Source organism: Pseudomonas sp. BF-R-19 (assembly GCF_019956445.1).
GTDB classification, from domain to species: domain Bacteria; phylum Pseudomonadota; class Gammaproteobacteria; order Pseudomonadales; family Pseudomonadaceae; genus Aquipseudomonas; species Aquipseudomonas fluorescens_BH.
This window is the reverse complement of sequence record NZ_JAHBDN010000057.1, coordinates 15,154-37,306: the sequence shown is the minus strand read 5'-3', so window position 1 is coordinate 37,306 and position 22,153 is coordinate 15,154. Positions and strand designations below refer to the sequence as shown.

The window sequence follows — 22,153 nt, the reverse complement described above, 5'->3', positions numbered from 1 at the left end:
CAAACTTGAATTTTGATGCAGCTTTTCCGGCCTCATCGCGAGCAAGCTCGCTCCCACAATGGATCTCCGGTGTTCACAAAATCCCTGTGGGAGCGAGCTTGCTCCGGGCGGCGTTCCGACGATGGGGCCAGCACAGCCGGCACAAACCTTTTAAACCACCGCCGCCCGACGCTGCACAAAGCGGTCGACATACTCATCCGCCGGCGAATGCAGGATCTCTCTCGGCGTGCCGACCTGGATCAGGCGGCCATCCTTGAGGATCGCGATGCGGTTGCCGATGCGCACGGCCTCGTCGAGGTCGTGGGTGATGAAGACGATGGTCTTGTGCAGGGTCTTTTGCAGTTCCAGCAACTGGTCCTGCATTTCCGCGCGGATCAGCGGGTCGAGGGCGCTGAACGCTTCGTCCATCAGGATGATGTCGGTGTCCGCCGCCAAGGCGCGGGCCAGGCCCACACGCTGACGCATGCCACCGGAGAGCTGGTGCGGGTATTTGTTTTCGTAGCCCTTGAGGCCCACGGTGTTGATCCAGTGCAGCGCACGCTCGGCGCACATGGCTTTGCTTTCGCCACGGATTTTCAGGCCGTAGGCGACGTTGTCCAGCACGCTCTTGTGCGGCAACAGGCCGAAGCTCTGGAACACCATGCTGATCTTGCGCCGACGAAATTCGCGCAGCGCTTCCATGTCGTATTGCAGGATGTCCACGCCGTCCACCAGGATCGCGCCGCTGGTCGGGTCGATCAGGCGGTTGAAGTGGCGGACCAGAGTCGACTTGCCGGAGCCCGACAGGCCCATGATCACGAAGATCTCGCCGCTGCCGATGCTCAGCGACAGGTCGTTGACGCCGACCACGCAGCCGGTTTCGGCCAGCACCTGGTCCTTGGTCTTGCCCTGGCCGACCATGGCCAGCGCGTCCTTGGCACGGTTGCCGAAAATCTTGAAGACGTTCTTGACTTCGATCTTGCTCACAGTTGCGTTGTTCATTTGCTCACCTCATGCCGTGCGCGACCGTACGCCTGTGTAATGCGGTCGATCACCACAGCCAGAATCACGATCGCCAGACCGGCTTCAAGGCCGCGTCCGACGTTGAGGGTCTGAATCCCCACCAGCACGTCTTCACCCAGGCCACGGGCACCGATCATCGAGGCGATCACCACCATCGACAGGGCCATCATGGTGGTCTGGTTGATCCCGGCCATGATGCTCGGCAGGGCCAGCGGCAGTTGCACGCCGAACAGTTGCTGCCAGCGGTTGGCACCGAAGGCGTTGATCGCTTCCATCACTTCGCCGTCGACCTGGCGAATGCCCAGATCGGTCAGGCGGATCAGCGGCGGCGCGGCGTAGATCACCGTGGCGAAAATCGCCGGGACCTTGCCCAGGCCAAACAGCATCAGCACCGGGATCAGGTACACGAAGCTCGGCATGGTCTGCATGATGTCCAGCAACGGCATCAGTATCGAACGCAGGCGGTTGCTGCGGGCCGAGAGAATGCCCAGCGGAATGCCGATCAACACCGAGATGATCGTCGCCACCATCATCAGCGCCAGGGTCTGCATCAGCTTGTCCCAGAGGCCGACCGCACCCACCAGGAACAGCAAACCGACGATGACGGCAGTGGTCACGACCTTGCGAGTCGCGTGCCAGGCCACACCGGCCACGATCGCCAGCATCAGCCACCAGGGTGCAGCGCGCAGCAGGCCTTCGAGATTGACGATGGCCCACAACAGGGTGTCGGAGATGCTGCGGAACACGTCGCCGTAGTTGGTGACCAGCGAATCAACCCAACCGTTGACCCAGTCGGCGATGGAAAAGGTAAAGCTTTCGGGAAACATAAGAGACTCTCAATCAAGGGGTTGCGATCAAGCATCCGACTGCCGTTGCCGACAGCCGGAGAAGCTCAACCTACAAGGCCGCGTCGATTTTCTTGGCTGCGTCTTCGCTCACCCACGCGTGCCAGACTTCAGGATGTTCCTTCAGGAAGATCTTGGCCAGTTTTGGTGATTCGATCCGCTCTTTGCTCATGCGCCCAAGGTTCTGGTTCAGCAGGTCGATTGGCACGTTGACCTTTTCCAGCACGGCCACCAGTTCAGGCGCTTCGTCGTGGAAAGTCTTGGACAGGCCGACCTTGATGGTCACGGTCTTGTTCACGCCTGGTTTCTCTTCGAGTTTCACCGCGTCGATCTGGCCCATCAGCGGCGTTGGCGACCAGTAGTAGAACAGGATCGGCTCGCCACGCTTGTAGCTCGACAGCACGGCGGCATCCAGCGCCGGGCCGGTGCCTGGGCGGAAGTTGGTGTAGGTGCTTTCCAGACCGTAGCTTTTGAGCATTTCGCTGTTGTCGAGCTCACAGGTCCAACCGGCCGGGCAGTTGTAGAAACGGCCCTTGGAAGGCTCTTCGGCGTCCTTGAACACCGCGGAGTATTTGCCCAGGTCAGCAATGTTTTTCAGGTCTGGGGCCTTGGCTTCCAGCTTGCGCTTGGCGTCGCCTTCAATCACGTAGCGCGGCACGTACCAGCCTTCAATTGCGCCAACAACCGGCGCGCCGACACCGACGACCTTGCCGGCTTTCTCGGCCTTGTTCCAGACTTCGCTACGGCCGACCCATTCTTCGGCAAACACTTGAATATCGTTGCTGCTCAGGGCGTTTTCCATGGTGATGGAGTTGCCCGGCAGGCTGTCAGTCTTGCAGTCGTAGCCTTTCTCCAACACGACTTGCATCACGTCGGTCAGGAGCATGGCGCTTTCCCAGTTCAGGCCGGCGAATTTCACAGGTTTCCCCGATTCGCACCAACCCGCCGCCTGAGTGGCGCCGGCACTGGCCAGCAGGCCCATGGAAAGCAAAGTGGTCAGCAGGGTCTTGTTCGATTTCATTGTAATGACGCTCCTAATCATGAATTGGCTTACGGCAGTCAAGAGGCATCCAGCCCTGTCCACGTCCACTCAGGCCTGCGCCGCAGCGCGACCAGCCTCGCTTGTTTTAGGTTGTACAACGCTGTCCTGCTCGACCGGCAGAATCAATTGATCGGGCACGCTGCCGTGCCATCGTTTCGCACACAGGTAATACAGGGCTGCAGGAAGCACCAGGCCGATGATCCAGGAAATATCCACACCACCCAGGGCATCCACCAGCGGACCGGTATAGAACTTGGAGGAGATGAACGGCAGCTGCACCAACACACCGAACACATAGACGCTGATCCCGAGAGTGTTCCAGCGGCCGTAGCGACCGTTCGGATCGGCCAGCGCCGGCACGTCATAGCGTTCGCGGGTGATGCAGTAGTAATCCACCAGGTTGATCGCACTCCATGGTGTGAAGAACGCCAGCAAGAACAGGATGAAGGACTTGAATGCACCGAGGAACGAGTGCTGGCCGAGCAACGCCATCAGGGTCGCAGCGCCGACGATGACCAGCACGAACACCAGACGCTGCAAGCGCGTTACCTTCAGCTCACCACGGAAACCGCTGATGATGGTCGCGATGCACATGAAGCTGCCGTAGGAGTTCAGCGTGGAGATGGTGACCTTGCCGAACGCGATGCTGAAGTACAGCAATGCCGCGGTGGCACCGGTACCGCCCAAACCAACGATGTAGGCCACTTCGTGCCCGGCGAATTGCCCATTGGCAGAAGCTGCAGCAAACACGCCAAGGACCATCGCCACTTGAGCACCGATGACCGAACCTGCGCCTGCGGCAAAAAAGGTCTTCACCGAGGAAATCTTGCTCGGCAGGTAACGGGAATAGTCAGCCACATACGGGCCGAAGGCGATCTGCCAGGACGCCGCGAGCGACACCGCGAGCAGGAAACTGCTCCAGCTGAAGTGGCGGATTTCCAACAGGGCGCCAACGTCAACCTGGCTCATCAGGCGGCTGAACAGATAAACAAAGGCAATCACGCCAATGACACTGGCAACACGGCCGATCCAATGGATCACCCGGTAACCGAGCACCGTGACCAGCACGATGACACTGGCGAAAAGGAGGATACCGACGGTGTCGCTGACGCCAAACAACTGACCCAGCGCCTGACCGGACAGCACGGTGCCCGTCGCGGTGAAGCCCAGGTACATCAGGCACACCAGCACGATCGGGATAGCCGCACCATAAACGCCGAACTGCACGCGACTGGAGATCATCTGCGGCAGACCCAGCTTGGGGCCTTGCGCGGCATGCAGCGCCATCACGCCGCCACCCAGTAATTGACCGATCAACAGACCGATCAATGACCAGAACACATCACCGCCAAGCACCACTGCCAAGGCACCGGTGACAATCGCGGTGATTTGCAGGTTGGCACCCATCCACAGGGTGAACTGGCTTAACAGACGACCGTGTCTTTCCGCTTCCGGGATGTAGTCGATCGAGCGCGTCTCGATCAACGGTTTACTGCCTGCACGTTCGCTGTTAACAGCCATGATTCAACCTCTGTGGATTGTTATGGGAAGCCATTGTGGAACTGCTTTTTTGTGGGAGCGGGCTTGCTCGCGAAAGCGGTGGATCAGCCAGCACAGATGTTGAATGTGCCGGCCTCTTCGCGAGCAAGCCCGCTCCCACAGGTAATGCAATCTGCGTTACTTGCCGGTAATCATCGGCAGGTTCAGCCCTTGTTCCTTGGCGCAGTCAATGGCGATCTGGTAACCCGCATCGGCGTGACGCATGACGCCGGTGGCCGGGTCGTTGTGCAGCACGCGAGCGATACGCTCGGCCGCTTCGTCAGTGCCGTCGCAGACAATCACCATGCCGGAGTGCTGGGAGAAGCCCATGCCGACGCCGCCGCCGTGGTGCAGGGAAACCCAGGTCGCGCCGCTCGCGGTGTTGAGCAAGGCGTTGAGCAGTGGCCAGTCGGAAACAGCGTCGGAACCGTCCTGCATCGATTCAGTTTCGCGGTTCGGGCTCGATACCGAACCGGAGTCCAGGTGGTCGCGGCCGATCACGATTGGCGCGGACAACTCGCCGCTACGGACCATTTCGTTGAACGCCAGACCCAGCTTGGCGCGCAGGCCCAGGCCAACCCAGCAGATACGTGCCGGCAGACCCTGGAAGCTGATGCGCTCGCGGGCCATGTCCAGCCAGTTGTGCAGGTGGGCGTCGTCCGGGATCAGTTCCTTGACCTTGGCGTCGGTCTTGTAGATGTCTTCAGCGTTGCCCGACAGTGCAGCCCAACGGAACGGGCCGATGCCACGGCAGAACAGCGGACGGATGTAGGCCGGTACGAAGCCCGGGAAGTCGAATGCGTTTTCCACGCCTTCTTCCTGCGCCATCTGACGGATGTTGTTGCCGTAGTCGAAGGTTGGTACGCCCATTTTCTGGAAGTCCAACATCGCTTTGACGTGCACGGCCATCGATTGCTTGGCGGCCTTGATCACAGCGGCAGGTTCAGTCTTGGCGCGAGCGCGGTACTGGTCCCAGGTCCAGCCGGCCGGCAGGTAGCCGTTGAGCGGGTCGTGGGCGCTGGTCTGGTCGGTGACCATGTCCGGGCGCACGCCACGCTTGACCAGTTCCGGCAGGATTTCAGCCGCGTTGCCCAGCAGCGCGATGGAAATCGCCTTGCCTTCCTTGGTGTATTTGGCGATGCGAGCCAGAGCGTCGTCGAGGTCAGTAGCCTGCTCGTCGACATAACGGCTTTTCAAACGGAAGTCGATGCTGACCTGCTGGCATTCGATGTTCAGCGAGCAAGCGCCGGCCAGGGTTGCAGCCAGAGGCTGGGCGCCGCCCATGCCACCGAGGCCTGCAGTCAGGACCCAACGACCTTTCAGGTCATCGTTGTAGTGTTGGCGACCGGCTTCGACGAAGGTTTCGTAGGTGCCCTGGACGATGCCCTGGCTGCCGATGTAGATCCAGCTGCCGGCGGTCATCTGGCCGTACATGGCCAGGCCTTTGGCGTCCAGTTCGTTGAAGTGTTCCCAGCTCGCCCAGTGTGGAACCAGGTTGGAGTTGGCAATCAGTACACGCGGGGCATTGCTGTGGGTCTTGAACACGCCGACTGGCTTGCCGGATTGCACCAGCAGGGTCTCGTCGTCGTTCAGGTTGGTCAGGCTTTCGACGATCTTGTCGTAGCATTCCCAGTTACGTGCAGCGCGACCGATACCACCGTAAACCACCAGTTCTTTAGGGTTCTCGGCGACTTCCGGGTCGAGGTTGTTCATCAGCATGCGCAGCGGCGCTTCGGTCAGCCAGCTCTTGGCGGTCAGCTTGTTACCGCGTGCGGCACGGATTTCAACGTCACGAAACTTAGTAGGTTTAATGTCAGTCACGAAAAAGACTCCTCAGCAATCAATCCAAACCAACCCAGGCAGTGGGCGAGCAAGCCAATGGGCATCAGTGCACACCGGCGAATCAGTGGACGATGGTTGAGTCCTCGTGACTCATACGCATACGTCTTTACTTGTACATACAAGCATATGCAATCAAGCGGCCAACTTTTTGGATGGGCATTCAAGAAAAATTCTGAAACGGCTGGAGAGCGCCTGGAACAAGGGTTATGGCGAAGATGAAATATTTTTTGGGGGATTTTTGTGGTGAGGGGGTTTTGTTACTTGAGCGCGGTTTTGCGCCATGCTGGGGCGTTAGGTAACAAGTTGGCGCGGATTTGGAAACAAGAAGTGTGAATGCTTTTGTGGCGAGGGAGCTTGCTCCCGCTGGGCTGCGAAGCGGCCCAAAACCGAAATCCGCCGGAATTGGGAGTCCTTCGGCCTCCAGCGGGGGCAAGCCCCCTCGCCACAGAGAAGCTCATTGGCCTGGGAATCAGCGTGCGGTCAATTCGATCACACAGCACGGGCTATTGACGGAGATTTCCAGCAGACCAGCGTTACCGTCGAGTTGCAGGCAATCATGCCGAGCCAGTTGCGAAGCGTTGTTACCGACCTTCACTTCCAGTGCTTCGCTGATGCTGAACACCAACACCGTACCCGCCGAGCTGAAGAACCGCTGCTCGCCCGACAACCACTGCAATCGCGCAGTGTAACGCTGCGGCGCGTAAATCAGGTTGAAATCGCGAATCGGACCGCCGAGCAATGTGCAGGAAACCTTGCTTTCACCGCTGAAGGCAAACGGGTCCAGTGGTAACAGTGGCCGAGTGGCCTGGCCATCCACCGTCAGGCTCATACCGTCGCCCTGCAAAACGGTGATCACTCGCTCGTAACCGGCGAAGGTGGAAAAACCACCCGATTCGCCAATGTCGGCAATCGACAGGCGCCAGCCAAAGCCATCCAGGCCGGTGCCGGCATCGCGGGTGATTTCTTCGGTGCTGCCGCCGCCGTTTTTCCACGGCATGCGTGGGTAATCGACCGCACGTAAAACTTTCAGACTGCTCATTTATGGCTCTCTATTTATGAAACCGACCTTCCAGACGATGACGGGAACCGGGGTGGATCAAGCGAGCAGCCGTCACTGGCTGACGACCGGACCAAGTGCGGCGACGAATCAGCAGGCACGGCTCGCCCTTTTCAATCTGTAGCAATTTGCATTCGGACGACTCGGCCAGGATCGCCTCGACCACGTGCTCGCCTTCGGTTAGCGGCGCGACCTGGTTCAGGTAGGCATAGGGCGTTTGCAGGGTGAAGTCCTGTTTGAGGTAGTCCGGCGCCACCAGCGCATTGACGAAACGGTCTTCGATTTGCACCGGAATGTCGTTTTCGAAATGCACGATCAGCGAGTGGAACACCTTCTGCCCTTCCCTCATGTCCAGGGCCAGGGCGCGCTCGGAGCCGGCGGCCTCTTCTTCAAGAGTGATGACCTTGCAGGTGTGGCGATGGCCGCGAGAGGCGATTTCATCGGCGATGTTGTGCACTTCGAACAGGGCGGACTGGCTTTTCGGCTCGGCGACGAACGTGCCGACGCCTTGCATGCGCACCAGCAGGCCATCGGCAGTCATCTCGCGCAGGGCGCGGTTGATGGTCATGCGGCTGAAGCCCAGCTGGCTGACCAGTTCGCTTTCCGACGGAACGCGGTAGTGCGGCGGCCAGTTTCCACTGTCGATTTGCTGGGTGATCATTTGTTTGACGCGGGCGTACAAGGGCGCCGGACTGTCGCCCATGTTCGCGGCCAACGGAGAGACTGGAGGCGGAGTCGGCACGGTTAATCCTTGGTCGTTTAGTAAATGTCGCTAGCTTGCCGGAGTTTACCGGGCAGGCAAACGTCTGTATATGTATATACAAATAACACACGATGGGGTGCTGAACCATGTCCGCCTTCTTTGCCGAACGCGCGCTGCTGCCTAGTGGATGGGCCAACAATGTACGTCTTGAGGTCAACGCCGACGGCGTATTGACCCATATCCAGGCCGACTCCAACGCAGATGGCGCCGAACGGTTAAGCGGTCCGCTGCTGCCTGGCATGCCGAACCTGCACTCCCACGCCTTCCAGCGGGCCATGGCCGGGCTGGCGGAAGTGGCGGGCAATCCGAACGACAGTTTCTGGACCTGGCGCGACCTGATGTATCGCCTCGTCGGAAAAATCAGCCCGGAACAACTCGGCGTCATCGCTCGTCAGCTGTACATCGAAATGCTCAAGGCCGGTTACACCTCGGTGGCGGAATTTCATTACGTACACCATGACATCAATGGCCAGCCTTATGCGGACCCGGCCGAACTGGCCCTGCGTATCAGCCAGGCCGCAGGCTCCGCCGGTATCGGCCTGACCCTGCTGCCGGTGCTCTACAGCCACTCCGGTTTCGGCGGCCAGGCTCCGAACGAAGGTCAGCGCCGCTTCATCAACAGCACAGAAAACTACCTCAAGCTGCAATCGCGCCTGCAACCGGTGCTGGCGCAGCAGCCGGCGCAAGCCCTGGGCCTGTGTTTCCACTCGCTGCGCGCGGTCACGCCGCAGCAGATCAGCGAAGTGCTGGCAGCCAGCGACAAGCAATGCCCGGTGCACATCCACATCGCCGAGCAGCAGAAAGAAGTCGACGACTGCCTGACCTGGAGCGGTCGTCGCCCGCTGCAATGGCTGTACGAAAACATCGACGTCGATCAGCGCTGGTGCCTGGTCCACGCGACCCACGCCAACCCGGAAGAAGTCACGTCGATGGCCAAGAGTCGCGCCATTGCCGGCCTGTGCCTGACCACCGAAGCCAACCTGGGCGACGGGATTTTCCCGGCGGTGGATTTCCTCGCCCAGGGCGGGCGCATGGGTATCGGTTCCGATAGCCATGTGTCGTTGAGCGTGGTGGAAGAATTGCGCTGGCTGGAATACGGCCAGCGTCTGCGCGACCAGCGGCGAAATCGTTTGTATGGCGCGGACCAGCCAATGGTCGGTCGCACGCTGTTTGATGCCGCGCTGGATGGCGGTGCCCAGGCGCTGGGCCAGCCGATTGGCGCTCTGGAAGTCGGCAAGCGCGCCGACTGGCTGGTGCTCGACGGCAACGATCCGTATCTGGCAACGGCCAGCGGCGACGGGATTCTCAACCGCTGGTTGTTTGCCGGTGGCGATCGCCAGGTGCGGGATGTGCTGGTGAATGGTCAGTGGGTGGTGCGTGACGGGCGGCATGCTGACGAGGAAGAAAGCAATCGCGCCTTCACCCAGGTACTGCGCGAACTTTTAGGCTAATACAAAAACCTGTGGGAGCGAGCTTGCTCGCGATGGCGGCCTGTCAGTCAACATTTCTGTTGAGTTTGATGGCCTCATCGCGAGCAAGCTCGCTCCCACAGGGTTACATGTATCAGTTGGACGTCTCGGCCATCTGCTGTTCCGACGCTCGCCAGATCAGCCGCGTGGTGTCGTAACCCTGCTGGCGCGCCCTGCTCAGCAGCTCCTCACGCACCACACCGTTCACGGTCGGCGTGCGCGACAACAGCCACAAATACTTCCGGCTCGGATCACCGACAATGGCGGTCTTGTAGTCATCGCTGACGTACAGCACCCAGTATTCGCCCTTCGCCGAACCCGGGATCAGCCTGGAGAACCAGGTATCGAACTCGACCCACAGCTTGTCGTTCTTGCCGGGCGCCTGTGGATAAGCCGTGCCCTTGACCTCTTCCCATTGCCACTGCGTCGTCAGGCAGCGGTTCAACACCGCGACATTGCCGTCAGGCTTGAGCGTGTAATGGGCTTCGGACTGCGCGCAGTCGCGCTGGAAGTACATCGGCATACGAGCCAGCTCGTACCAGGTGCCCTGGTAGCGCTTGAGGTTGACGCTATTGACAGTCTTGGGGGCCAATGGGTCCTGGCCAGACGTGGCACAGCCGGCCAACACCAGGCCGGCAAAAAGGATGATCAATAACCGCTTCATTATTTTTCTCCCGTGGGCAATCGCCCCGGTTTACTTCAGGCCTTGGCCGGAAAACATCAGCACTTTGTCACCGGCGAACTGCACGCTGATAAAGCTGTTCTTGTCGCCCCAGGTGCAACTGGACATGCCGAGCGCGCCTGAACAATCGGCGGGTTTGCCCAACAGGGTCTCCACCTCGGCCTTGGCCATGCCGGCAGAGAGCTTCGAGTAGTTTTCCTGATTGACCTTGCTGCAGGCAACGAGCAATACGCAGAACGAAAGCAGGGCGATGGAACGCAACGACATGGTGAAACTCCGGGGGCGTAGGGGATTGGCATGGCTGCCAAGCTGAAGCTTAGAAGAGAAAACCCCTGTCAGGTTCCCTGCCCGGCAGGCTATTTATCGGGCCACTCGTCTACCTTTTGCCGAAAATCAGCCACTTTGCTTGTTTACCGAGCATTTCGTCGTTTTTCAGAGATTCCGCCTAATCTTTGGCGCCGTTCAGTCGACATAAATGCAACGCAAAGCCACGTCGGTGGCATTTGCTCCCCATTTTGTAGAACAGCCCCTCTGCGGTAGCTCATCCATGACCAGAAACATGAAGTTCAGCCACAAGATATTGCTGGCTGCCGCCCTCGTGGTGGCCGTCGCATTCGCTTGTTTCATCCTGTTCAACGACTATCGCCAGCGCGAAGCCTTGCGCAACAGTACCGAAGCCTCGATGCAGGAGCTCGGCAGCCTGACCACCAGCAACATCCAGACCTGGCTGGAAAGCCGTATGCAATTGCTGCAGTCGATGGCCCAACAGGTCACTGCCGATGGCAATGTTCCCGCCAGCCTGAAACGGATCATCGACCTGCCCGCCTACACCGGCAACTTCCAGCTGAGTTACTTCGGTGGCGCCGACGGCGTGATGTTCTCGGTCCCGGCGGGCAACCGCGCGGCGGACTACGATCCGCGCGCCCGTGGCTGGTACAAGGCGGCCAATAGCGCGCAACAGACCATCGTCACCGAACCCTACATCGCCGCCTCCTCCGGCAAACTGGTGATCACCGTCGCCACCCCGGTGCAGCACCAAGGCCAGATGATCGGTGTCGCCGGTGCCGACATCGACCTGTCCAGCGTCAGTGCGATCATCAATTCGCTGAACTTCGGCGGTCACGGCCATGCGTTCATCGTCGGTGCCGACGGCAAGATCCTGATTCACCCGGACAGCAAGCTGGTACTCAAGAACCTGACCGAGGCCTACCCCAACGGTGCGCCGAAAGTCAGCCCGGGCATGAAGGAAGTCGAGATCGACGGCAAGCGCCAGTTCATCTCCTTCACCCACGTCAACGGCGTGCCATCGGCGGACTGGTACGTGGCGCTGGTGCTCGACCAGGACACCGCGTTCTCGATGCTCAGCGAATTCCGCACCTCGGCGATCATTGCCATGGTGATTGCCGTGGTGATCATCATTGTGCTGCTGGGCATGCTGATCAGCCTGTTGATGCAGCCGCTGCTGACCATGGGCCGCGCCATGCACGACATCGCCGAAGGCGAAGGGGACCTGACCAAACGCCTGACCATTCACGGCCACGACGAATTCGGCGCGCTGGGACTGTCGTTCAACCGCTTCGTCGAGCGCATTCACACCTCGATCATCGAAGTGTCTTCGGCCACCGGCCAGGTCAACGAAGTGGCGCTACGGGTAGTCGCCGCCTCGAACTCGTCGATGTTCAACTCAGACCAGCAAGCCTCGCGCACCAGCAGCGTGGCCGCGGCGATCAACCAGCTCGGTGCCGCCGCCCAGGAAATCGCCCAGAACGCCGCCCTCGCCTCGCAACATTCCAGCGATGCCCGCAGCCTGGCCGAAGACGGTCAACAGGTGGTGGATAAAACCATCGCGGCGATGCAACAGCTGTCGGCCAAGATCAGCGATTCATGCGGCAACATCGAAACCCTCAACAGCAACACGGTCAACATCGGGCAGATTCTGGAAGTGATCACCAGCATCTCCCAGCAGACCAACTTGCTGGCATTGAACGCCGCCATCGAAGCGGCCCGCGCCGGCGAGGCCGGCCGTGGTTTTGCCGTGGTGGCCGATGAGGTGCGCAACCTCGCTCACCGCACCCAGGACTCGGCGCAGCAAGTGCAGACGATGATCGAAGAGCTGCAAGTCGGCGCCCGGGCAGCGGTGGGCATCATGACCGACAGCCAGCGCCAGAGCGAAAGCAGCGTCGGTATCGCCAACCAGGCGGGCGAACGCCTGGGCAGCGTGACCCAGCGCATCGGCGAGATCGATGGCATGAACCAGTCGGTCGCCACCGCCACTGAAGAGCAAACGGCGGTGGTGGAGTCGATCAACGTCGACATCACCGAGATCAACACGCTGAACCAGGAAGGTGTAGAGAACCTGCAGTCGACCTTGCGTGCGTGTGCCGATCTTGAACGGCAGGCGGCGCGGTTGAAGCAGTTGGTGGGTAGCTTCAGGATCTGAGGTGCACTAGCGGGCCTCTTCGCGAGCAAGCCCGCTCCCACAGTGGATCTCCAGTGCGACAAAGATCCCTGTGGGAGCGGGCTTGCTCGCGAAGACGGCATCAGCAGCAATGAAGATCTAGAACCTCGACCCCGGCTTGGAGAGAAACGCCAACTCCTCAGCCGTAGACTCCCTTCCCAACACCGCATTGCGATGCGGAAAGCGCCCAAACTGCGCAATCACCCGCTGATGCCGCTCGGCATAGTCCAGGTAATCGGCGAACAACGCCCGGTCACCTTCAGGCTGCTGCGCCACCAATTCGATATAGCGCGAGACGCCTTCGTTCTGCACCGCGAGGTTCTCGCTGTGCTCGAATACCAGATAGATGAACACCCGCTGAATCGGCTGCAACTGCCGATCGAAATCCGCGGCAATGCCTTGGGCTACCAGCTTTTGCGCCCGGAGATCGCCTGCAAAGGCTTTGGGAGTATCGCGAAAGATCATTCGCGGGATTTGATCGAGCAACAGCACCAGGGCCAGCCAACCTTCGGGACGTTGCATCCACTCGGTCAATCCGCCGGCCAGTGCCTGCTCGACCTGATCCCCGAAACGCTCACGCGCTTCGAGGTCCTGGCTGTCGCGCTTGCCAAACCATAACTTGCCCTTCTGCGCCGCCACTTCGCTCGCTGACCCGGAACTTCCGAACCACCAATCAAGCAACGGCTGCCAGGGCGCGGTCATGGTTTATTCCTTGTGGTAAGCCGTGACGCGGGCAACTTCTTCTTTCGAACCGAGGAACACCGCAACACGCTGGTGCAGGCCTTCGGGCTGGATGTCGAGGATGCGCTGGTGGCCGTCGGTGGACGCACCGCCCGCTTGTTCCACCAGGAACGACATCGGGTTGGCTTCGTACATCAGGCGCAGTTTGCCCGGCTTCGACGGCTCGCGGCTGTCGCGTGGGTACATGAACAGACCGCCGCGGGTCAGGATGCGGTGCACGTCGGCCACCATCGCGGCGACCCAGCGCATGTTGTAGTTCTTTTTCAACGGGCCGGTCTCACCTGCCAGCAACTCGTCGACGTAGCGCTGTACCGGGGCTTCCCAGTGACGCTGGTTGGACGCGTTGATGGCGAATTCCTGGGTGCTTTCAGGAATGGTGATGTCTTCGTGGGTCAGGACGAAGCTGCCCATTTCACGGTCCAGGGTGAAGCCTTTCACGCCGTCGCCCAGGGTCAGGATCAGCATGGTCTGTGGACCGTAGATCGCGTAACCGGCGGCCACTTGCTGAGTGCCTGGCTGCAGGAAGGCCTTTTCATTCAAAGGTTCGTTCTGGCTCAGGTATTCGTTCGGGCAACGCAGTACCGAGAAGATGGTTCCGACCGGGGCGTTGATGTCGATGTTCGACGAACCGTCCAGCGGGTCGAATACCAGCAGGTAGGCGCCTTTCGGGTATTTACCAGGAATCTGGTAGGCATTGTCCATTTCTTCGGACGCCATGCCGGCCAGGTGACCGCCCCATTCGTTGGCTTCGAGCAGGATTTCGTTGGAGATAACGTCGAGCTTCTTCTGCACTTCGCCCTGGACGTTTTCAGTGCCCATGCTGCCCAGAACGCCACCCAGGGCGCCTTTGGATACGGCGTGGCTGATCTCCTTGCAGGCACGCGCCACCACTTCGATCAGGAAGCGCAGATCGGCAGGAGTGTTGTTGCTGCGGGTCTGCTCAATCAAATAGCGACTCAAGGTAACGCGGGACATGGAAGGCTCCGGTGGAATGGGGGGGCTAAAAACCCGCGCAGTTTAACGCGAGTCGGGGCGCATTTCCTCCTATCAGACGTGATCGGCTGAAGAGAGTTCATGCGCGGGGATGAGCGTAGTAGGAAATGGGCTGGATGTGAGCTTGGGAACTGCGGTCATTTCGGCATTTTCAGTGACTGGGCGAACGCTTTCGCGAGCAAGCCCGCTCCCACAAGGACAGCGCAATACCTGTGGGAGCGGGCTTGCCCGCGAACGGCGCGCAGCGCCGGCTTTCTTCAGGACTTGGCTGGTGGTTTGCGCAACAAGCTGAACGCCATCGCCGCCAGGAACAAGACACTGAGCAACAACACCGCCCACAGGCCGAACTTCTTCCACTGGGTGTCCGTCGTCGCCAGCGTTTTCTCTGTCGATGCATTCGAGACCACCGCCCCGACATCCACCATGGCCCGGCCCAAAGTCGCGAGCTTCGCCGGGCTGTAATTCGGAATCAGCGTCGACAGCGGCAAGTTCGCCGCCTTCGCCGTCGTATTGCCCACGACCAGCGTGTAAGGCCCCGGCCCGCGCGCCAGGAACACCAGTTGCGTGGCGCGCACGGCAAACTTCAGCGTCGGCACCTGATCACCCAGGCCGCCGCCGCGCTCGTCCACGGTCAGTTTCAATTGCTGGACGATTTGCCCTGACAGCTGCAATTGGTTTTGCACCACGTCCTGACCATTCTGGGTCAGGCGATAGAGCAAACCGCTGCCCAACGACTGCCACGGCAGGCTGCTGTCGCGCCGGCCGGCCAGGCTCACTGGCGCCAGGCTGTTGGGCTGGCTCAACTCGACCTGCACCCGCTCGACATTCAGCCCCATCGGCAACTGCCAGGTGTACTCACCCGCCTTCACGCTGCTGCCGGCCAATGCCTGGGACCAGACCAACGGCAGCGGCAGGCTGCGGGTATTGGAGCTTTGCAGTTGCGCCGAAGTCAGTGTCGGTGCCGAATGCGGGGTGATCCACAGCAACCGCAGGTAGCGCGCCGACTGGCCCGGCAGGTTGACTTCATGCTGTTCGACCCGCTCGTCGGAAAAGGTCAGGCGCGCCACCTGCCCTTCGCCCCAGGACTGCCAATGCTGCAAATCATCGCTGGCTTCGACGGTGAAACGCTGGAAGCCGTCGCGCTCGCTGGTCCAGTCGAGAATCAATTGCTGCAACGGCGCCTTGATGGCGGAAGCGTCGAGCAACCAGCCGCGCAGCTCCTCCTCACCCGCCTCCAGCTGACTGGAGGGCTGCACCTGGACCAATGTGCCGTTGGTGTTCGATTGCACCCGCACGCTCGGCGCGGTTTCAGTGGCGTCCACCGAGTTGTACAGCGGAAACCATTTCACCTCGGTCAACGTCCGCGTTTCATTGTTCCGCGCCGACTCCCGGGCCAAGGCGTAAGCCTGAACTTCGCCCACGGCGTTGAACACACGCACGTCGCTCAGGTCAGCCTGCCGTGCATTCAGTTGTACGTTCAGGGGCAGTTCAAGGCGATACCAAGGGCCTTCTCCCGTCACCGACAGGGGTACTTGGGTGGTGAAGTCCGCCGGTTTTTCCTGGGCAACCGCCGACAACACCACGCCCATGGCAACAGCGCCCAGCCAACCCAGGTTCAGCTTCTGACTCAAGACGACACTCCTTCGGATTCCGGGACCGGTTTCTCGATATCCGGCACAGCTTCGGCGCGCTTGGGCGGCAACGGGGCGAAATAGCCCACCACCAGCAGCAACACACCGACACCGATAAACGACACGATCCGCGCCAGCCCGCCGCGATTACTCAATTCAACAAAGATCAGCTTGGCCACGACCACGCCAATCAAGGCGGCGCCGATCAGCCAGACTTCGCGGCGGCGACGCAAATGGCCGCCGATCATCAGGCTCAGGGCCATCAAGGTCCAGACGATGGACAGGCCGGCCTGCACCCGCATCGACGCCAGCAACAGGTCCAGCTCGAACGGCACCCCGCTCCAATGGTGCGCCGTACGCATCACCAATGCCGTAAAGAACACGAACAGCGAGGCACCCGCGCCCCCTTGCGTGGCGATGACGGCGTAATCCTCGCGGACCGCCAATTGTGTCATGGCGCTGCGGGACCAGACATAGACGCCGAACAACGCAAACAGCAGGCCCAGCTCCAGCGGGTTGATCAATGGCACGTAGGGCAGTGGCTCGGCGTTGCCGTCACTGGCGATATTCGCCAGCCAGAACCAGCCGAGCATCAACAACGCCAGCGGCGCGGCGGCGTATACACGGTATTCGCGCGGATACTCCGACACTGGCCACGGCCACGCGCGAGGTGCCGCCATCAACACCAGATACAGACCTGGCAGAATCGCCCAGCCCAACCAGCGCCAGGCGTTGTATTGCTCGGACAACACCAGCAAGGCGTAACGCAGCTCCAGAGCCAGTACACCCATCAATAGCCAACAGCCGAGCACATGGGCGACGCTCGTCACGCGTGCCGGCAGCATGGGTGCCAGGCGTCGCAGGGACATGAAATGCACGACGAACACGGCGGCCCACGCCAGCCAGCCGACGTTGGCCGCCGGGTGATAACGCGAGTGCCAGGCCGCCAGCAGCACCAACGCTGCAGCGGGAATCAACGCCGTGCAGAGCACACACAGTGACGGCCATTTCAGGCGCAGCGCCAACACCGTCCACAGCGCCACACTCACGGCAGCGATGCCCAACAACAAAGTCGCCTGCGTCGGCAGCGGCGCAAAATGCAGCACTTCGATGACCCAGGCCAATGCCCACCAGCCTGCACCCCACACCAGCAACGCCTGGGACAATCGCAACAGACTCAGCCCTTCCAACGCTCCACGCACATGACCAATCTGCATACGCCAGGCCCCGACCATCGCCGCCAGCCCCAGCACCAACGGCGCCCAGAATCCAGCATGAGCCAAGGGATTCAGCCCTTCACTGAACAGCGGCCCCGTCGCCAGGAACAGCGCGCCACCCAACAGTTGCACAGCGAGCGCGGTGAACACGAAGGTGCGCGATGGCAGGCGCACGCCAACCAACAACGTCAGCGCCCCGGCCAGAGCCCAACTGATCACCGTGCCGTGGCCGAAGAAAAACAACGGCGCCAGCAAATAGACAAACGCCAGCCCGAGGCACGCCAGGACTGGCAGGCCTTTCAGTTCCCAAGGCCTGATCTGTTCCGGCAAGGCTTTACGCAACAGGTAGAAGCTGAACAGCAACGCGACGCCCAGTAACAGCGCACCTAGCGGCTCGCCGCCGAGCAAGCTGCTCTCGCTGTTATGTAACTCACTGAGAAACGCCAGCGCCGAACCCAATTGCAAGAGCAAGGCAAACGCCCGACCCAAAGGCCTTTGCTGGCGCAGACCGAGCCAGTAAATCCCCGCGCCTTCCACCGCCCATGCCGCTGTCGTCCAGCGTGCATCGAGCCCAAGCGGAATCGCCAGGCTGGCGAAGATCACGCCCAGGGCCAGGCAGGTTTCCCCCAGCAACAGCGTGCGCCCGGCCATCAGCCAACGGGCAAGCCCCATGTAAATCATGCCCAGCGCCAAGGCACTGAACGCCGCTGCGAACTCCAGATGCTGCACCAAGGCGAACTGCAAGCCGAAACCCACCAGCGGCGGACCGAACAGCAGCGTGCCGTCGACATAGTCGCCCTTGCGCACCGACCACTGCAGCAGCGATTCGCGACTGCCCTCTGCCGGTGCATCGCCCATCTCCAGCAGCCTGCGCCGGGCGAACAGCAAACCAATGGCCAGGTACATCAGGAAAAACAAAATCAGAAACGGCTCGGTACTCCACAACTGCTCCGGCGAGTAGGAGCGCAGGCCCCAGGCGAAACCGATGCCGAAGGTGCCGCTGAACCCGATGACATTCAACAGCCGCCAGGCCTTGAACCAGGCGATGGCGAAGATGCCGGCATTGAGCAGGGCAAAGTAGCCGAACAGCGCGACGTGGCTGCCGGCGCCGGTGGAGGCCAGCAGCGGCGCGGCGAATCCACCCAGTGCGGCAGCGGCGGCCAGCCCCAGGGAGTCCTGGGTAATGGCGAGAATTGCTGAACAGACCGTCACCGCCACCAGCAGGCCAAACCCCGCCGAGGAATCGAGCAGCGGATGCAGGCGCATCGCGGCAAACACCGTCAGGTACAACACGGCGATCCCGGCGCCTTGCAGGATCAACGCGTAACTGCTGTTGCGCGCTCGCAACCACCAACCCAGCCCGAGCAACCCCAAGGCTGCCGCTGCAACGCCTGCGTAACGCAATTCAACCGGCACCACCACGCCTTCGGTGGCATAGCGCAGCAGAAAGGCCAGGCCGAGGAACAGCAGCACCACGCCGACCCGCAGCACTGTATTGCCGCCGAACAACCAGGCGCGGGCGCGGCCGATGGCGCGATCGATGAGGTTCGGGGCACGCGGGGGGACCGGTGGTTGTGCCTGGCGAGCGATCGTCTCGGACTTCCAGGCATCGGCGGGCTGTGCACGAGCGGTTTCGGAGGCCGCGACGGCAATCGGCTCGAGCTCGGGCGGCAGTTCCCAGAGCAACTCCGGGGCTGCGGCAGGTGCTTCATTGAGGACGGTTTCAGGTGAGGCAAGCGGTTCGCGGGTTTCCGGCGCCTTGACGCCCGATGCTTCGAGCAGCGCCAGCCGTTGCTCGACCGCGTGCAGCGCTACCTGCGCCTGCTCCAGCAAACGCTGCTGCTCGACTGACTGCGAATCCATACGAGCCATGCGAAGGGCCTGGCCGATACCCAATCCGAGTAACGCGCCCAGCAGCGCATCGCTGAATGACTCGTCGAGTATCCAGCCGAGCACCAGCCCTATCAGCATGAACATCCATTGCATGGTCGATATCCCTAAGCGGCCCCATCGTGGGGCAAGTCCAAGCGGTACAGTGTCTGATCAGTCTAGTGTGAAAACACCACAACCCCTGTGGGAGCGAGCTTGCTCGCGATGAGGCCATGACATTCAGCATTGATGTTGAATGTCAGTGCGCTATCGCGAGCAGGCTCGCTCCCACAAGGGATTGTGGAGTGTTCGGAATCTGATGAACCCTGCCGCTCGGTAATCCGTCGCCTAGTATATCGATCCAGCCCGGCAACAACCGGGCCTTGCTCGCAGTTCTGGCTGAAAACTACTCCAGCGCCTTCCAGATTTCCGTGGCGTACTCGCGAATGGTCCGGTCCGACGAGAACCAGCCCATCCGTGCCGTGCTCAACACCGCTGAGCGCCACCACTCCTTCGAGTCGTGCCAATGGGTTTCGACGCGCATCTGGGCGTGCCAGTAGGAATCGAAGTCGGCGCAGACCAGGAAGCGGTCGTAGTCCACCAGCGAATCGATCAACCCGGCATAACGGGACGGATCATCCGGCGAGAACACCCCGCCACGAATCGCTTGCAGCACATCGTTCAGACGATGGGACGCAGCGATGTCCGGTGTGGCGTTGAACTCATGGTTCTGCTTGCGCGCCTCCACCTGCTGCGCGCTGAGGCCGAAGATGAACATGTGCTCGGCGCCAATGCGGTCGCACATTTCCACGTTGGCCCCGTCCAGGGTGCCGATGGTCAGCGCGCCGTTCAGGCCGAATTTCATGTTGCTGGTGCCGGACGCTTCGAAACCGGCGGTGGAGATCTGCTCGGACAAATCCGCCGCCGGAATGATGCTCTCCGCCAGGCTGACGTTGTAGTTGGGCAGGAACACCACTTTGAGCAAGCCGCGCACGGTCGGGTCGTTATTCACCACCCGGGCGATGTCGTTGGTCAGCTTGATGATCAGTTTGGCCTGGTGATAACTCGCGGCGGCCTTGCCAGCGAAGATCTTCACCCGTGGCACCCAGTCGATTTCAGGTTCCGCGCGAATCGCCTGGTACAAGGCCACGGTGTGCATCAGGTTGAGCAACTGGCGTTTGTATTCGTGGATTCGCTTGACCTGCACGTCGAACATCGCCGCCGGGTTGACCGCCACACCCAGCCGCTCATGAATCAGGTACGCCAGGGCTTTCTTGCTGTGCAGGCGTTGCTCGGCAAACGCCTTGCGGAATGCACTTTTCTCGGCGAACGGTTCGAGGGCGAGCAAACGCTTTTCCGGGTTATCCAGCACTTCGGGCCCGAGAGCATCGACCAGCATCGAGGTCAGCTCGGGGTTGGCCTGATACAGCCAGCGACGGAAGGTGATGCCGTTGGTTTTGTTGTTGATCCGCTCCGGGTAGAGCTTGTGCAGTTCGGAGAACACCGTTTGGCGCATCAGCTGCGTGTGCAGCCCGGACACACCGTTGATGCTGTGGGAACCGAGAAACGCCAGGTTGCCCATGCGCACACGGCGTCCGTTGTCTTCCTCGATCAGCGACACCGCGCGCAGCACGTCGAAGTCGTGGATGCCTTTGGCCCGCAGGGAGTCGATGTGCTGGGCGTTGATCAGGTAAATGATCTGCATGTGCCGTGGCAGCATGCGTTCCATCAAGCCGACCGGCCAGGTTTCCAGCGCTTCGGGGAGCAATGTGTGGTTGGTGTAGGACAGCGTATCGACGGTGACCTGCCACGCCGCATCCCACGCCACGTCATAGACGTCGACCAGTTGCCGCATCAGTTCAGCCACGGCAATCGAGGGATGGGTGTCGTTGAGCTGGATAGAGGCGTGATCGCCCAGGGTCAGCACCGAGGTGTGCATGTTGCGATGGCGGCGCAGCAGATCCTGCAATGAGGCGGCGACGAAGAAATACTCCTGGCGCAGGCGCAATTCCTGGCCGGCCTCGGTGCTGTCCGCCGGGTACAGTACCCGAGAGATGCTTTCGGCCCGGGCCACTTCGGCCACGGCGCCCAGGTGGTCGCCGGCGTTGAAACGCTCCAGATGCAGATCTTCCATGGCCCGTGCGCGCCACAAACGCAGCGTGTTGACGCTTGCCCCGCGCCAACCGACCACAGGCGTGTCATACGCAATGGCCCGGACGGTTTCCACCGGGTGCCAGACCTGCCTGGACTTGCCGTTTTCATCGGTCACGGTCTCGACACTGCCACCGAAACCGATCGGGTAAACCACCTCCGGGCGCTCGAACTCCCACGGGTTGCCGAAATCCAGCCAGTGTTCGGTCTGCTCCTGTTGCCAGCCGTCGACGATGGCCTGGCGAAACAAGCCATGTTCGTAACGAATACCGTAGCCATGACCGGCGATGCCGAGGGTCGACATGCTTTCCAGGAAACACGCTGCCAGACGCCCGAGGCCGCCGTTGCCCAGGGCCGCATCGGGCTCCAGCAAGCGAATGCGCTCAAGGTCGACGCCGAGTTCGGTCAGGGCTTCGCGGGCCACGTCGAGCAGGCCGAGGTTGCTCAGGCTGTCGAAGAGCAACCGGCCGATGAGAAATTCCAGGGAGAGGTAATAAACGCGCTTCTGGCCTTTGCGGTAGATCTGCCGCGTGTGGTCCATCCAGTGCTCGACCATGTGATCCCGCGCGGCCAGGGCAATGGCTTCGAACCAGTCGTGGTCGAAGGCGTGATCCGGGTCTTTACCCACTGCATAAGTGAGTTTGGTCAAGACGGCGTCGCGGAATGCGGCCACCTCTGCTTCGCGAACAAGTGGTTCTTGAGTCATCGATAGGACCTCGAGCGAGCTTGGAATTGTCTGAGCCTAGACGGTCTGACAGGCGGTAGAGGCTCTGGTTCGGCAGTTTTTCCTTTGAATGCGAGCTGGATCGACATTGCGTTGTCTTGTGCCTGAATCAATGCAGGGCTCGTGCC

The 22,153-nt window shown here is 61.0% G+C and carries 16 protein-coding genes and 1 pseudogene; 3 read left to right on the top strand and 14 right to left on the bottom strand.

Annotation, left to right across the window (positions count from 1 at the left end; all coding sequences use genetic code 11):
* Positions 1-150: 150 nt before the first annotated feature.
* The 7 genes from KGB28_RS15825 to hutC form a co-directional block, all read right to left on the bottom strand.
* Positions 151-981, bottom strand: coding sequence for a glycine betaine/L-proline ABC transporter ATP-binding protein (locus KGB28_RS15825; protein WP_007975542.1), 831 nt, complete (start codon positions 979-981; stop codon positions 151-153).
* Positions 978-1,829 (bottom strand): ABC transporter permease, encoded by an 852-nt coding sequence (locus tag KGB28_RS15820; RefSeq protein WP_150726542.1) that lies wholly within the window; start codon positions 1,827-1,829, stop codon positions 978-980. Before KGB28_RS15820 ends, KGB28_RS15825 begins: the two co-directional genes overlap by 4 nt.
* Positions 1,830-1,899: 70 nt before the next feature.
* Positions 1,900-2,868 (bottom strand): ABC transporter substrate-binding protein, encoded by a 969-nt coding sequence (locus KGB28_RS15815; protein ID WP_223446454.1) that lies wholly within the window; start codon positions 2,866-2,868, stop codon positions 1,900-1,902.
* A gap of 69 nt (positions 2,869-2,937) precedes the next feature.
* Positions 2,938-4,410 carry a purine-cytosine permease family protein gene (locus tag KGB28_RS15810; RefSeq protein WP_223446452.1) on the bottom strand — a complete coding sequence of 491 codons (1,473 nt, stop codon included), beginning with the start codon at positions 4,408-4,410 and terminating at the stop codon, positions 2,938-2,940.
* 156 nt (positions 4,411-4,566) lie between these two features.
* Positions 4,567-6,249, bottom strand: coding sequence for a urocanate hydratase (gene hutU / locus KGB28_RS15805; protein WP_223446450.1), 1,683 nt, complete (start codon positions 6,247-6,249; stop codon positions 4,567-4,569).
* A gap of 490 nt (positions 6,250-6,739) precedes the next feature.
* The gene (locus KGB28_RS15800) at positions 6,740-7,309 is read right to left on the bottom strand and encodes a HutD family protein (protein ID WP_223446448.1); all 570 of its coding nucleotides are present in this window, start codon (positions 7,307-7,309) and stop codon (positions 6,740-6,742) included.
* A gap of 10 nt (positions 7,310-7,319) precedes the next feature.
* Positions 7,320-8,030 (bottom strand): histidine utilization repressor, encoded by a 711-nt coding sequence (gene hutC / locus KGB28_RS15795; RefSeq protein WP_173677901.1) that lies wholly within the window; start codon positions 8,028-8,030, stop codon positions 7,320-7,322.
* 146 nt (positions 8,031-8,176) lie between these two features.
* Between hutC and KGB28_RS15790 the strand changes: the two genes are divergently transcribed.
* Entirely contained in the window at positions 8,177-9,541 is a 1,365-nt protein-coding gene (locus KGB28_RS15790) for a formimidoylglutamate deiminase (RefSeq protein ID WP_223446446.1), read from the top strand.
* A 112-nt stretch (positions 9,542-9,653) separates the two neighbouring features.
* Here the strand turns inward: KGB28_RS15790 and KGB28_RS15785 are convergent, their stop codons facing one another.
* On the bottom strand, positions 9,654-10,223 hold the full coding sequence (locus KGB28_RS15785) for a lipocalin family protein (RefSeq protein WP_223446444.1): 570 nt from the start codon (positions 10,221-10,223) through the stop codon (positions 9,654-9,656).
* Between the two features lie 30 nt (positions 10,224-10,253).
* Complete coding sequence (locus tag KGB28_RS15780; RefSeq protein WP_130903880.1) at positions 10,254-10,508, bottom strand: hypothetical protein; 255 nt, start codon at positions 10,506-10,508, stop codon at positions 10,254-10,256.
* Positions 10,509-10,716: 208 nt separating this feature from the next.
* Here KGB28_RS15780 and KGB28_RS31800 point away from each other — a divergent pair.
* Positions 10,717-11,823, top strand: a pseudogene (locus KGB28_RS31800) (cache domain-containing protein); the annotation flags it as partial.
* Positions 11,824-11,916: 93 nt separating this feature from the next.
* A complete protein-coding gene (locus KGB28_RS31795) occupies positions 11,917-12,681 on the top strand; it encodes a methyl-accepting chemotaxis protein (RefSeq protein ID WP_411740587.1) in 765 nt (254 codons plus the stop codon).
* 117 nt (positions 12,682-12,798) lie between these two features.
* Here KGB28_RS31795 and KGB28_RS15770 read toward each other — a convergent pair whose 3' ends face one another.
* The 5 genes from KGB28_RS15770 to KGB28_RS15750 all read right to left on the bottom strand — a co-directional run bounded on the left by KGB28_RS15770 (position 12,799) and on the right by KGB28_RS15750 (position 22,007).
* Positions 12,799-13,401 carry a DUF924 family protein gene (locus KGB28_RS15770; RefSeq protein ID WP_223446440.1) on the bottom strand — a complete coding sequence of 201 codons (603 nt, stop codon included), beginning with the start codon at positions 13,399-13,401 and terminating at the stop codon, positions 12,799-12,801.
* Between the two features lie 3 nt (positions 13,402-13,404).
* On the bottom strand, positions 13,405-14,415 hold the full coding sequence (locus tag KGB28_RS15765; RefSeq protein ID WP_223446438.1) for a class 1 fructose-bisphosphatase: 1,011 nt from the start codon (positions 14,413-14,415) through the stop codon (positions 13,405-13,407).
* Positions 14,416-14,690: 275 nt separating this feature from the next.
* Positions 14,691-16,064: a DUF3999 domain-containing protein gene (locus KGB28_RS15760; protein WP_223446436.1), complete on the bottom strand. Its 1,374-nt coding sequence runs from the start codon at positions 16,062-16,064 to the stop codon at positions 14,691-14,693.
* A complete protein-coding gene (locus KGB28_RS15755; protein ID WP_223446434.1) occupies positions 16,061-19,267 on the bottom strand; it encodes a DUF2339 domain-containing protein in 3,207 nt (1,068 codons plus the stop codon). The genes KGB28_RS15760 and KGB28_RS15755 overlap by 4 nt, the downstream gene beginning before the upstream one ends.
* A gap of 289 nt (positions 19,268-19,556) precedes the next feature.
* The gene (locus KGB28_RS15750) at positions 19,557-22,007 is read right to left on the bottom strand and encodes a glycogen/starch/alpha-glucan phosphorylase (RefSeq protein ID WP_223446433.1); all 2,451 of its coding nucleotides are present in this window, start codon (positions 22,005-22,007) and stop codon (positions 19,557-19,559) included.
* Between the last annotated feature and the right edge of the window lie 146 nt (positions 22,008-22,153).